The 14,318-nt window shown below is 68.6% G+C and carries 6 protein-coding genes; 5 read left to right on the top strand and 1 reads right to left on the bottom strand.

From position 1 onward, the window contains the following. The first annotated feature begins 159 nt into the window (after positions 1-159). A complete protein-coding gene (locus AC4HOU_RS23565; RefSeq protein WP_195020734.1) occupies positions 160-1,203 on the top strand; it encodes an alpha/beta hydrolase in 1,044 nt (347 codons plus the stop codon). Between the two features lie 132 nt (positions 1,204-1,335). On the opposite strand, the gene AC4HOU_RS23560 is transcribed toward AC4HOU_RS23565, so the two are convergent. After that, a complete protein-coding gene (locus AC4HOU_RS23560; RefSeq protein ID WP_163812352.1) occupies positions 1,336-3,549 on the bottom strand; it encodes an MMPL family transporter in 2,214 nt (737 codons plus the stop codon). A gap of 582 nt (positions 3,550-4,131) precedes the next feature. Between AC4HOU_RS23560 and AC4HOU_RS23555 the strand changes: the two genes are divergently transcribed. From AC4HOU_RS23555 to AC4HOU_RS23540, 4 genes are read left to right on the top strand one after another with little or no spacing between them, the layout of a single operon-like run. Next, positions 4,132-10,599 carry a type I polyketide synthase gene (locus tag AC4HOU_RS23555; protein WP_195019227.1) on the top strand — a complete coding sequence of 2,156 codons (6,468 nt, stop codon included), beginning with the start codon at positions 4,132-4,134 and terminating at the stop codon, positions 10,597-10,599. A 17-nt stretch (positions 10,600-10,616) separates the two neighbouring features. After that, on the top strand, positions 10,617-12,020 hold the full coding sequence (locus tag AC4HOU_RS23550) for a condensation domain-containing protein (RefSeq protein WP_194991430.1): 1,404 nt from the start codon (positions 10,617-10,619) through the stop codon (positions 12,018-12,020). 13 nt (positions 12,021-12,033) lie between these two features. After that, positions 12,034-12,732 carry a hypothetical protein gene (locus AC4HOU_RS23545; RefSeq protein ID WP_163812345.1) on the top strand — a complete coding sequence of 233 codons (699 nt, stop codon included), beginning with the start codon at positions 12,034-12,036 and terminating at the stop codon, positions 12,730-12,732. Between the two features lie 2 nt (positions 12,733-12,734). Beyond that, the gene (locus tag AC4HOU_RS23540) at positions 12,735-14,159 is read left to right on the top strand and encodes an MFS transporter (protein WP_194991434.1); all 1,425 of its coding nucleotides are present in this window, start codon (positions 12,735-12,737) and stop codon (positions 14,157-14,159) included. The last annotated feature ends 159 nt before the right edge of the window (positions 14,160-14,318 follow it).

Genomic DNA, 14,318 nt, shown 5'->3' with positions numbered 1-14,318 from the left:
GGGTGTGGACCCAAACCTGGGTCGATCTGTCTCGGATCCCGGGGCGCCGGTCGTAGCCTCGGCCGCACGAAGGCCCATCCGAGACGATCGTGAGGTTCCCGAGTGGATGTCCGCACCGGCGGCCGGGACCGCCGCACCCGCCTGCGCGGCTCACCGCTGCTGGTGCTGACGCTCGCGCTGGCGCTCGGCGGATCGCAGGGCCAGGCGACGGGTGCCCCCGGCCCGCCCGCCGATCCGCCGTTCCCGGTGCGCGCGATGGACGCCGCCAGGCCGGCGGACAACGGCTCACGGCTGCTCACCGCGCAGCACGGTCCAGGGCGCGTCGTGGATCTGACGGTCCATTCCGCTGCGATGGGTAGGCCCATCACGGTCGAAGTGCTTCCGGCTGCCGATGCTTCGCGGCCCGCGCCGACGCTGTATCTGCTCAACGGCGTCGACGGCGGTGACGAGAACGGCGCGTGGACCGAGAGCAAGAATTGGTTCACCACCACCGACGCCGTGGAGTTCTTCGCCGGCAAGCAGGTCAACGTGGTGATGCCGGTCGGCGGTAGCGCCAGCTTCTACACCGATTGGCGCGCCGACGATCCCCGGCTCGGACGCAACCGCTGGACGACCTTCCTCACCGAAGAGCTGCCGCCGGTGATCGACTCCGCGTTCACGACCACCGGCGTCAATGCGGTGGCGGGCTTGTCGATGGCCGCCGCCGCCGTCTTCCAGCTGGCGATCGAAGCCCCGAAGAAGTTCCGCGCCATCGCCTCCTACAGCGGCTGTGTCCGCACCAGCGACCCGCGCGGCCGGGCGCTGGTCACCGCCGTCGTGCTGGGCAAGCAGGGCGATCCCGCCAATATGTGGGGGCCGCCGTCGGACCCGCTGTGGGCGGCCAACGATCCCTACCTACGTGCCGAAGAGCTGCGCGGCACCGCCATCTACGTCGCCACCGGCACCGGCCGGCCGGGCCCGCTGGATGCCCTCGACGGTCCGGGAATCCACGGCGACCCGGTGAAACTCGCCGATCAGATCGCGCTCGGCGGCATGCTGGACGCGGTCGCCCATACCTGCACCGAGCAGTTGCGTGACCGGCTGCGCGACTTGAACATCTCGGCCACCGTCGACCTCCGGCCCAGCGGCACCCACTCCTGGGGCTACTGGCAGCAGGACCTGCACAATTCGTGGCCGATGATCGAGGCCGCGATCACCGAGTGAGGGCACCTCGCTCGACGGGGATGGCCCCCGGGAAGGCGGGAGAGCTGGTCGGCGGCCGGATTCGCAGAGCGGCCTGCCCGGCGCACGCGCGATGGCTGTAGTCGACGATCGCCTGTGCGCGAAGGCGGTCGCTCAGCGCAGTCCACCCGCTGCCGGCGCCGGATCCGCGTCACCGGATGACGTGACCGCCGGTTCCTTTTCGACCACGACCGCGCGCGGCACCCGCCGCATCCACGCCGGGGCCCACCAGCACGCCTCGCCGAGCAGTTTCATGCTCGCGGGCACCAGCAGCACGCGCAGCACCGTCGCGTCGATGAGCAGCGCTGTCACCATCCCGAAGGCGATGTACTGCATCATCACCAGCTCCGAGAGCGCGAACGCACCGGTGACCACCAGCAGGATCAGGGCAGCGGCGGTGATGATCCGCCCGGTATGGGCGACGCCCGCGCGGATCGCATCCGTGGTGGACAGGCCCGCCGCCCGTGCTTCGACGATGCGAGAGAGCAGGAATATCTCGTAGTCGGTGGACAGCCCATAGATCACCGACACGATCACCACCAGCACCAGCGCCATGATCGGCTGCGGTGTGAAACCGAGGAGATCTGCGCCGTGGCCGTCGATGAACACCCAGGTCAGCACCCCGAGGGTGGCGCCGAGACCGAGCAGGTTCAGGGCGGCGGCCTTCACCGGAAGCACCAGCGACCCGAAGGTCAGCGCCATCAGGACGGTGGTGGCGAGGAAGACCAGCGCGATCATGTACGGCATGCGCGCGACGAGCGCGTCGATGCTGTCCTTCTCGATCGCGGGCTGACCGCCGACGAGCAGCGTGGTGCCCGCCGGTAGCGGCATGGAGCGCAGATAGTCGATGGTTTCCCCGGCCTCGCCGGAGGCGCCGAGCACGGTCTGCGTGGCGAACACATTCGGCTGGGCCGGGCGCTGCATCAACGCGGGGAACGGCGCAGCCAGGCCGGGCGCCTGATTGGCGCGGGCCAGGACCGTCTCGCCCGCACCGGTATCGAAGGTGACGACAACCAGGTCGATCGGGTCGATCTGGCGCAGCGGGAACAACTCGTCGAAGTGCTGCTGGGCCAGCCGGGTGGGATGCTCCGGCGGCAGGAACCGCTCGTTGATCGATCCGAAGGCGAGGTTGCGCATCGGCAGGATCACCAGCAGCAACCCGAGACAGACCACGAATCCCACCGCCAGCGGACGCTTCATGACCCGGCCCGCGATGCGGCCCCACACATTGTCGGGCTCCTGGTTCGGGGCGCTGGTGCGGCGGAACCAGGCGACGCCGAACCGATCCACCCGGCGCCCGAGCACCGCCAGCAGGGCGGGCAACACCGTGATCGAGGTGAGCGCTGCCAGGGAGATGGTGATGATGGCACCGTAGGCGAAGGATTTCAGGAATCCCTGCGGGAAGACCAGGATGGCGCCCGCCGCGACGACCACGATGGTGGCCGAGAACAGCACGGTGCGACCCGCGGTCGACACCGAGCGGCGCACGGCGTCGTCCACCTCGCGGCCGTCGGCCAGCTCTTCCCGGAACCGGCTGAGCACGAACAGCCCGTAGTCGATGGCCAGCCCGAGCCCGACCATCGAAACCACCGGGGAGACGAACGAATTCACTTCGGTCACCGTGGTGAGCAGCCGCAGCAGACCCCAGGCGCCCAGCACGGTGAGCCCGCCGACGATCAGCGGCAGCGCCGCGGCCACCACCCCACCGAACAGGAAGAACAGCAGCACCGCCACCGCGGGGATGGCGAACAGCTCCATTCGCCGCTGATCATCGGCCATGGTGTCGTTCAACGCGCCGGCCACGGCCTGTCCACCCGCGACTTCCATATCGACGCCCGGCAGGGTGAGAGCAGGGGCGACGGCGCGGAAGTTGCGCATCTGCGCGGTGTCATCGGTGCCGCTGATCGCCACCGACGCGAAGGCGTGCCGTCGGTCGTCGGTGCCGAAGATATCGGGCATGGCCACGCCGGTGTCGGTCGGCCAGAAGGCGCCGTTGACGCGCTCGATCTGCTCGGGGAACCGTTGCGGCAGTGCGTTCAGCCACGCCACGATCGGGTCGGCGAACGCCGGGTCATCGATGGCCGTGCCCTCGGGAGCGTGGAACAGCAGCAGCACATCGGCGCTGTGGTCGGTGCCGAACACCTCATCGCGCAATTGCGCCGCGCGCACCGACTCCGAGCCCGGATCATCCCAGCCGCTGGAACTGAGCTGCCCGCCCAGCCCGAGCCCGTACCAGCCGAGGGCCAGCAGTCCGGCCACCATCACCCCGATGACGGTGAAACGCCGCCGCACCACCACATCGGCCCACTGTGTCAATTCGGCGAACAATTGCCGCCTCCCATTTTCATTGCACGGTTCGGCCCGGTCTGCTGCTACGCGGCGCCGACTCCGCCGGGCATCATCGGACAAGGCGGGACGAAAATGTACTCACGAATTCACCACCGGTAGCGATGAATAATCGCGGATGCCGGCTGTATGCATGAGGATCGACGCGACGATACAACTTCGCCGCAGCGCTCCGGGCGGAACAGTGCCGATTTCCGTGGCGTCACAAGAGCGAGTCGTAATCGTTTGTGACGCATGTGTATCGGTGCGCCGTGCGTCGTCAAGGGGCGTGCGCTTGCGGCTTTGTCCGGTGTGGAATGCGGTGGTGAACTGCGGATTCACGACTCTCGCCGGTCGTCGGAGCCGGTCGCCTTCCGGTGCGCCGGGTGGCGGACTGGTGTGCGATCACAAGCCGCACCGGTACGCGCCAGTGGAGTTCCCCAACCTCGGTCGAATCGTTTCCATATCGTTTCGTTCGGTCATAGTTTGGGCCCCATCGGTCGACTGCGTAGGGCCGCATGAGACGAGTGTGATCGCCGAGAAAAGGTTGCGGTGATCGCCGCTACCGAGACACCGGAGGAATGTGTGTCCGATATTGCCATCGTGGGTATTGGTTGTCGGTTCGCGGGTGGAATCGACTCACCGGAGACCTTCTGGGATTTCGTGATCGACAAGCGGGACGGCGTCGTCGACATGCCCGCCGACCGCTGGGACTACCGCCGCTACTACGACCCGGAGCCGCGCACACCTGGCCGCTCCTACACCAAGCGCGGCGCCTTCATGACCATCGATCCGTGGGAGTTCGACCCCGACTTCTTCGGCATCTCACCGCGTGAGGCGACGGTGCTCGACCCGCAGCAGCGACTGATGCTCGAGGTCACCTGGGAAGCGCTCGACGACGCCGGGTACGCCGGACGCGCAGCCGGCTCGTCGGTCGGCGTGTACGTCGGCGGGTTCGTGGTGGACCAGTCGGTGATCGGCGTGGTCGGTCCCGCGCTGTTCCACACCGATATGCACACCCCGGCCAGCGCGTCCTACACCATGCTGTCGAACCGGATCGCCTACGCGATCAATCTCGTCGGCCCGGCGATCACCGTCGACACCGCCTGCTCGTCGTCGCTGGTCGCGTTCCATCTGGCCTGCCAGGCACTCGACAACGACGACTGCGAAGTGGCGCTGGCGGGCGGGGTGAACGTGATGTTGCAGCCGGAGACGTTCGTCCTGATGTGCAAGGGCGGCTTCCTCGCCGCCGACGGCCGCTGCAAATCCTTCGACGCCTCCGCCGACGGATACGGTCGCGGCGAGGGTGCGGGCATGGTGGTGCTGAAGAAGCTCGACGCCGCCGAGCGCGACGGCGACCGGATCTATGCCGTGGTCAAGGCCACCGGATCGAATCAGGACGGGCGCACCACCGCGATCACCGTGCCCAATGTCGATTCGCAAGAGGCGCTGGCGCGTTCGGTGTGCGAGCGTTCGGGCCTGGCCCCGGAATCCATCACCTACCTCGAAGCACACGGCACCGGCACGCTGGTCGGCGACCCGGTCGAATTGCGGGCCCTCGGCCAGGTATTCGGTGCGGCGACCGGGCGTGACGGCACTGTCGGCGTCGGCTCGGTGAAGGCGACCATCGGGCACACCGAGGCCGCCGCGGGCGTGGCCAGCGTCATCAAGGCGGCACTGGCCATCAAGCATCGCACGCTGCCGCCGCAGGGCTGGCTGGAGAAACAGAACCCCGACATCCCGTTCGACGAGCTGGGCCTGCACGTGCAGACCGAGGCACAACCGCTGCCCGCCGACGCGCCGCCGATGTCGGTGGCGGTCAACGGCTTCGGCTACGGCGGCACCAACGCCCACGCCATCTTGCAGGAGTACCGGGGCGCATCCCGGCAGCCTGCCGAGACCAGGACGAGCTGGACCCACCTGGGCATCCTGCCCATCTCCGCGCGCAGCACCGCCGCAGCCCGGACGCTGGCCGGACGTTTCGCCGACCTGCTCAGCGCCGGCGCCGACCCCGAGCACCTCGCCGAAGCGGCGTGGACGCGAATGGCGCAGCACCCGTACCGCACCGGTGTGCTGCTCGGCGACTCCACCGACGAGCTGATCCACGACCTGCGCGCCTACGCCGGCGGCGAAGGCCGCGACGCCTCCAAGACCATCATTTCCCGCGCCGTCGAACCGGTGTTCGTGTTCTCCGGCATGGGCCCGCAGCACTGGAAGATGGGCCGGGAACTGCTCGCCGACGGCGGCGCGTTCGCCGCGGCCGCCGCGGAGGTCGACGCCGAGTTCCGGGCCATCGCGGGCTGGTCGATCATCGAGGAGCTGCGCAAACCCGAGGACGAGTCGCGGGTCACCCACACCGAGGTGGCGCAGCCGGCCAACTTCCTGGTGCAGGTCGGGCTCGTGCGTGAGCTGGCGCAGTACGGGATCGAGCCCGCCGCGATCGTCGGCCACAGCGTCGGCGAGGTGTCGGCGGCCTACATCAGCGGGATGCTGTCACTGCCGGACGCGGTGCGCGTGGCCTACCACCGGGCCCGGTTGCAGGCGACCACCGCGGGCACCGGCGGCATGCTCGCGGTCGGTCTGAGCCAGGAGCAGGCAGTCGAACTCATCGGCGGCGATCCGCGCATCGATATCGCAGCCATCAACAGCCCCACCGCACTCACCCTCTCCGGTGACGTGCAGAGGTTGGACGAGCTGGCCGAAAAGCTCACCGAGGAGGGTGTTTTCGCCCGGCGCCTGCGCGTCGAAGTGCCCTATCACAGCAAGCTGATGGAGCCGATCGAAGCCGAACTGCGTGAGGTGCTCGCCGGGCTGGACCCGCGTGCGCCCAGGGTGCCGCTGTACTCGACGGTCACCGGCGCACAGGTCACCGAGGGCGACTGGAACGCCGAGTACTGGTGGTCGAATGTGCGTCAGCCGGTGCGCTTCTACGACGCCATCAGCGCGCTGACCGCCGCGGGCAGCCGCGTGTTCCTCGAAGTCGGCCCGCATCCGGTGCTGTCAGGCAATATTCGCGAGGCGATGCTCAGCGCCGACGTCAACGGCACCACCGTGGCGACCCTCGATCGCGAGCAGCCCGATGCGGTGAGCCTGCGCCGCACCCTGATCGGCCTGCACGCCGCCGGTGTGCTCGACCGCGACCAGCTGTTCCCGCCCGATCGCCCGGCCACTCCGCATCTGCCGCTGCCGCGCTACCCGTGGCAGCGCACCCGGCTGCATTCGGCGCTGCCACTGTTCGAACAGGCCCGCCTCGGCACCCCCGATTCCTATGCCATGCTGGGCGATCCGGACGTCGAGGGCCGCCCCGAATGGTTGTTGCAGGTGGGGACCGAAGTGCTGCCGTGGCTGTCGGATCACGTGGTCAACGGCATCAAGATCATGCCAGGTGCGGCCTACCTGGACGCGGCGCTCAGTGCCACCGCGTCCAGGATCGGCGCGAAACAGGTCGCCTTGGAAGGGGTGCGGTTCATCGCGCCGCTGATCATGGGCGCACCGGACGTGCCGCTGGTCGCGTTGAGTGTGGAGGAGGCCAGTGGCCGCTTCCTGATCCGGTCGCGCAGCGCCACCGGTACCGCATGGACGGTGCACGCCTCCGGGCGGACGTTGACCGGCAGCCATGAGCAGACCGTGGTCCGGGTGCCGTCCATCGAGGTCGGCGTGGATGTGGACCCGGCGATGTTCTACTCCGGTCTGGCCGCGGCGGGCCTGCAGTACGGTCCGTCGTTCCAGCGGGTGACGTCGGTGCGGGTCGGCCGCGACGCGGTGGTGGCCACCGTCGACGGCTCGATCGCCGCCGATTCCGGGCACCTCGCCCACCCCGCCGTCGTCGACGCCGCCATGCAGTGCGCCGCCCTGTTGTTCGCCGATGAACGCATCAACGAGGGCGTGATGGTGCCCGTCGGTGTGGCGGCCGTTCGCCTGCTGGCCGATCTGCCGGACGAGATCACCGTCGTCGTCCGGCGGGACCCGTCGGCCCGGCTGCGCGCCGACGTGGATCTGCTCGACTCCGATCACCTGCTGGTCGCCAGGCTGACGGGCCTGCAGATCGGTGCGCTCAAACCCGGTGACAGCCCGATGCACCGGATGGCCGACTTCTACTACAGCGACACCATGGAACAGCGGGACCCGATCGACCCGGCCGCGCTGGCCGAGGCCGGAACGGTGTCCACCGTCATCGTGCAACTCGGTGCGGGCAGCCGTGCGGGCGAACTCGCGGCCGCGCTGCCCGGTTCACGGCTCTACGTCGCCGATCCGGCCGCGGATTCGCTCGACGCCGACCTGGTCGCGAACCTGGCGGCCGCCAGGGCCGACGGCACCGATCGACTGCATGTCTGCCTCGTCGCAGGCACGGTCGACGACGATATGACCGCCCTGTGGACGTTGAAGCGTCTCGCGGTCGCGGTGGACGAATTCGCCAACCCACCCGTCGAGGGCGCCGATACTCCGCAATCGGTCTTCGGTGACGGCGTCGTCCACTGCACCCTGGTCACCGAGGGCGCGTTCACCCTGCCCGACAGCCAGGTTCCGCCGAATCCGTATCAGGCCGCGCTGGCCGGTGCCCGGCGCGTGCTGCTCAACGAGCAGACCCCGCTGCGGTGGCGGCTCGTCGACATCGAGCCGGGCACCGCGATCGCCGACCTGGTCGCCGAACTGGCCGTGCCGGGCGCCTTCTCGTATGACAACTGCGACGAGGTGCTGTTGCGCGATGGCACACGCTGGGCGCCGGTGGTCACCAAGCCGCTGCCCGACCGGCTCGAGGAACTCGATGCGACGACACCGCTGACCGATCCGGAGGCGAACTTCGCACTCGACATCCCACGCAACCGGCTGCTGTCGGCGCTGGCCTGGCGAGAATGCCCGCGCACGGCACCGGGCGCCGGTCAGATCGAGGTCCGTATGCGGGTCATCGGCTTGAACTACAAGGACCCGCTCAAGATCATCGGGCTGCTCGGTGAACGCGAGCTGGCGCCGACCTACTTCGGCACCGTGCCGGGTATGGAAGGCGTCGGGACCGTGGTGCGCGTCGGCGACGGCGTCGATGACGTCGCGGTCGGTGACCTGGTGGCGGTGGCCTCCAAGGGCATGATGCGCCGGTACGCCGTGGTGGACCGGCAGCTCGCGGTCGTGCTGCCCGCCGACACCGATCCCGCCCACTGCACCAGCACCATCGCCTTCGGCACCGCCGAATACGCGCTGCTGGATCTGGCGAGACTGGAGCCGGGGGAGACGGTGCTGATCCACGGCGCGGCCGGCGGCGTCGGCACCGCCGCCATCCAGGTCGCCAAGGCGCGCGGAGCTCGCATCATCGGCACCGCGAGCACCGACGAACGCCGTGCCCATGTGCTCGCCCTCGGCGCCGATTACGCGGTGAATTCGCGCTCGCTCAACTTCGTCGACGATGTGCTGGCCCTGACCAATGGCGTGGGTGCCGATGTGATCGTCAGCAGTGCGCCGGGGGAGATCCTGCGGCAGAACTTCAATGCCGCCGCGGAATTCGGCCGGATCGTCGAGGTCGGTAAGGCCGACATCTATACCGGCGGACTGCTGGAGCTGGCCAACTTCGACAAGAACCTCGCCTACTACTCGATGGACCTGGACCGGCTGGTGGCGGTGCAGCCGCAGCGGCTGGCCCGGCTGCTGGAGCGGGTGTTCGAGAAGGTCACCGACGGCACCTACACTCCGCTGCCGTACCAGCTGTACGAAACCGAAGAGGTGAGCAAGGCGTTCGAAGAGACGTTGCGCTCGTCGCGGCCGGCCCGGATCGCCCTGCGGATGGATTCACCCGAACCGCCGGTGCGGCCCTACCTGCCCGAGGTCGAGATCAGCGACACCGCGGGCTACCTCGTCACCGGCGGTTTCGGTGGGTTCGGCCTGGCGATCGGCCGCTGGCTGGCGCTGCGCGGTGCGCGCAGACTGGTGCTGCTCGGCCGGCGCGGCCCGGCCACCGAGGAGGCGCGTCAGCAGCTCGAGGCGTGGCGCACCGTCGGCATCGAGGTGATCGAGGAACTCGCCGACGTCACCGATGCCGATGCGATCGCCGCGGTGATCGCCCGCAACCACAGCGCCGAGCATCCGTTGCGCGGGGTGTTCCACGCCGCGGGCGCGGTGGCCGACAACCGCATCTCGAAGATGGAATACGAACAGCTGGACCGGGTGTACCGGCCGAAGGTGCACGGTGCGCAGGTGGTGCACCGGGCCGTCGCCGACGCCGGGATCACCCTCGACATGTTCGTGCTCTGCTCCTCGGGCGGCTCGATGTACGGCATCTACGGCCAGTACAACTACTGCGCGGCCAACGTCGCGGTGGAATCGCTGGCCGAGAAGTGGTCGCGGGCCGGTGAGCGGGCGCTGTGCATCGGCTGGGGCCACCTCTCCGGCGCCACCGGCGGCATGGCCTCCGACGAAACCGCCGAAAAATACCTCGACCTGGTCGGTTTCGGCCCGATCGACATGGCCGACGCCACCGCCTACATGGAGCAGACCCTGCGGCTCGGGGTGTCGCGTGCGGCGATCATCCCGACCGACTGGGCCAAACTGACCGGCACCTTCCCCCAGTTGACCCGCACCGGGCGCACCATCGCGCTGGCCAAGGCTTCCGCCAAGGACACCTCGGAACTGGCGCGGCTGCGCGAGGAACTGGCCGCCATGGAGGAGACCAAACGGGGCACCTACATCGCCCGCAAGATGGCCGAGGAACTGGCCGTGGTGATGGGCGTGCCGGTGGAGTCGATCGACATGACGGTCCCGGTGCCGGAGCTCGGTCTCGACTCGCTGATGGCGGTCGAATTGGGCGCTCGCGTCACCAAGACGCTCGGGATCGATCTGATGTCGTTGCAGATGGGTCGCTCGTTCAGCTTGGAACAGGCCGGTCCGAAGGTCGCGGAGCTGATCCTCGCCCACGACGCCGGGCAGACGCAGCCGGTGCCGGAAGCGCCGGTGGTGGTCGCCGCCGCCGCGAACGGCCACAGCGACGCGGGTGCCGCGCACCCGAACGGGAACGGTTCCGCGGTGAGCGACCTCGTCGACGAATCGTCCATGGCCGTGGCCCGGTAGGGAACGAGGACACCGACATGGTCGATTTCGGTCTCATCGATGAGTGGGAGCCGGCGCCCGGCCGCCTCATCACCTGGGTCGCCTCGCCGCGCTCGCTCGAACGTGCGCACCAGGCGCCGGAACATCCGGCGCCGCCGTCACTGCAACAGGAACAGTATCTGCGGCTGGCCGACCGGCACGCGCACGCCGAATTCCGGTTCTCCGGGCTGTGCCTGGTCACCGCGGAAATCCCGATCGGCGATCTGGACCGGGACGCGATGACCCGGGTGATCCATCAGTTCCTGTTGCGCCACGACACCTTCCGCACCTGGTTCGCCATCGAACCGGGTGGGGTGGTGCGGCGGCATCTGGTACCCGAGGACGCGGTCGAGTTCGTACCCATCGATTACGGCATGATCGACGACTCGGAATCGATTCGCACCCACGTGGAGAAGACCACACCGGGTCCGTTCCAATGGGATTGCTTCACCTTCGGTGCGATCGAACACGGCGAATCGACCACGGTGTACCTCGCCGTTGACCACCTGCACACCGACGGGTTGGGTCAGTACCTGTCCGCGTCCGATTTCGCACAGCTGTACGCGGCGCAGATGTGGGGCGAGGCGGAGCCGTTACCGCCGGCGGCGAGCTACCTGGACTACTGCCTGGCCGAGCGCGCGCACAGCGACCGGTTGACGTTGTCGTCGCCGGGAGTGCGCAAATGGCTGGAGCTGTTGCGGGGCAACGATAATCGGCTGCCGTCGTTTCCGCTGGATCTCGGCAAGCGGTCCGACGGATACAACCGCAGCGCGCACCGCAGCATTCTGCTGTTGGACGAGGACGACGCCGCCAGGTTCGAGCAGGTGTGCCGCGCGCACGACGCCGAATTCGTCGGCGGCGCGTTCGCGGCCGCCGCGCTGGCCGAACGAGAACTCACCGATTCCGATTACTACTTCGGCATGACGCCGATCAGTACCAGGACATCGGCGGCCGAAGGTAATTCGGTGGGCTGGTACGTGACCCTCGTGCCCGTCGCGTTCCCACTCGGGCCGAGCACCCCCCACACCCGGGCGCTGACCATCGCCCAGCGCGCCTACGAGAACGGGCTCCGGCTGGCGCCCACGTCCTTTCACCGCGTGCTGGAACTGCTGCCCGCCGATTCCGAGATCAAGGCCGAACCGGGCTGGGTCACCCCGATGATCTCGTTCATCGACGCACGGGATTTCACCGGGCACGAGTTCTTCGACGAGATCACCGCGGGCGTGTACGCCAACCGCGCTGCCTCCGAGGAAGTGCTCATCTGGATCAACCGGCTGCCGACGGGGACGTGGTTGAGCGTCATCTATCCAGGCACCGAGGTCGCGCACGCTTCGGTGGAACGCTACGTCGCCGCCATGAAATCGGTGTTCGTGGCCATCGCCGCGACCGCGGAACCCCGCTGACCCAGGAGGATATGTGCCCACCGTGTTCCGGGATCCGTGGATTCCCGACGGCGAGAAATCGGTGTATTCGGTCCGGCCCGCCGATCAGCCACAGGGCTTCGAGATGACCAACCTCATCGTGCGGGAGCCCGGCGGGTACCTCTCGACGGTCGAGGCCCGCCTCGGCGGGGCGGGGCGCGGTGGCAGCGATCTGTCCATGACGATCGAGCAGCGGTTCAAACGCGCGGGCGAGCGGTTGCGGGCCGAGCACTACCGAGCCGAAACCCGGTCCGGCAGCACGGTGGTCTCGCGGGAAGAAGCGAACTTCCTGCACACCACGCATCTGCAATTCGGTGCGGGACCGGCGCCGTTTCCGCTGAACATCATGCCGATCGCGGGCGGGTTGACGCTGCTGCGCGGTCTCGAATTCGCCGAGGGGCATATCGAGCAGATCGACGTCTGGCTGGCCTTCTCCGTGCATTGGCCGTTGCTCGCCAAGATTGAAAAGCGCATGACCGTCGAGGTGCCCGCGGGCAGCGTGCCATGCTGGCAGGTACGGCTGCGGCCCGGGTTCGCGCAGGTGAACATGCTGCTGGACAAGGTGATCGGCGGCATCCTGCCGCCGTTCATCGCCCATTTCGAGGAAGCGGCGCCGCATCGGCTGGTGCGGATGAGCTTCCCCACCCAGCTGGCGCTGTCGGGGCAGCGCGCGATCATGGAGCTCACCGCGTGACGATGGTGCCGGATCTGGCGACGCTGCGGGAGAAGGTCAGCGGCGAACTGCCGGCCTGGCTGGCCTTCGCCGGCTGCCTGATCGCGGTGTTCATGCAGATGATCGACGTGACGATCGTCAACACCGCGCTGCCCGAGCTGACCGCCGATCTGGGCGCCTCCCGGTCGGCACAGCTGCTGGTGATCTCGGGGTATTCGCTGGCCTTCGCGTGCACGCTGCTCACCGCCGCCCGGATCGGCGCCATGGTGGGCAGGCGGGTGATGTTCCTGGCCTCGGTGGTCGCCTTCACCGCCGCATCGCTGTGGTGTGGGCTGGCGACCGGTGCGACGGAGTTGGTGCTCGCCCGCGTCATCCAGGGCGCGGCGGGCGCGGGGATGGCGGCACAGACCATTGCGATTCTGACCGCGAGCTTTCCACGCGAACGTCATCCACTGGTCTTCGCGCTCTATGGCGGCGTCGCTGGTTTCGCCGGAATGCTCGGCCCGATCGTCGGTGGTGCGCTGATCACCCTCGATATCGGTGGCTGGGGGTGGCGGTCGGTGTTCCTGATCAACCTGCCGATCGGCGTTCTCGCCTTCGTGCTGGGCTGGCGGTACCTGCGGATGGGCCGGCCGGAGGGCCGCGACCGGCTCGATCTCGGCGGTGTGGTGCTGTCGACGGCCGGCTTGTTCGCGCTGATCTTCGCCCTCGCCCAGATCCAGGAGCACGGCTGGAACCCGGAGCTGATCGCGGTGGGTGCGGCCGGGCTCGCCCTCGCAGCGGTATTCCTCGCCCATCAACGCAGGCAGGCGGTGCGCGGCGCGAGCAGGCTGGTTCGCCTCGAGCTCTTCGACGACCGAGGCTTCCGCATCGGCTCGATCCTGGTGTGCGCCTTCTTCGGCCTGTTCACCGCCTTCGTCTTCGCCGCCTCCATCACCATGCAGGATGTGCTCGGCTATTCGCCGTGGCGCACCGGCCTGGTGATGAGCCTGTTCGCCCTCGGCGCGGGCGCCGGTGCGATCGGCTCGCTGATCCTGGTGCAGCGCTGGGGGATCCGCGTTCTCGCCGCAGGCATCGCCCTGTTCGGCGGCTGCATGGCCGCGGGTGCGATCTACCTCCACCTCAGCGGGGGCGAGATCAACGCGCTGCTCTGGGCCGGGCCGGTGTTCGCCTCGGGGTTCGGCGTCGGCGTTTTCGGCGTGCAACTGCAACCGATCATGCTGTCCGGTTTGGACGCCGACCGGATGGCGGAAGCTTCCGGTGTGCTGCCCACCATCGAACAGATCGGCAACGCCGTCGGTCTCGCGGTGCTGACCACACTGTTCTTCGGTTCGCACACCGTCGCCGGCACCATCACGATGATGGCGGCTATCGCGGTGGTGGCCATGGGTATCGGATTGCTGACACTCGCCATGCCGGAGCCCGGGGACCGCAGGGAGACCGAGTGAGTGCCGGTCCCCGAGTGTCGTAACCCGCTCAGGCGTCGACCGGGCTGTTCTCGCGGCTGTCAACCCCGAAATTCGCACCCTGGATGTCGCACCAAAGGAGGATGCTCGGCCGAGGGAGGTCGCGGATCATCGGGTGATGCGGTGGGCGAGAGTTGTTCT

Source organism: Nocardia sp. JCM 38205 (genome assembly GCF_058222935.1).
This window is presented reverse-complemented; position numbering and strand designations above follow the sequence as displayed.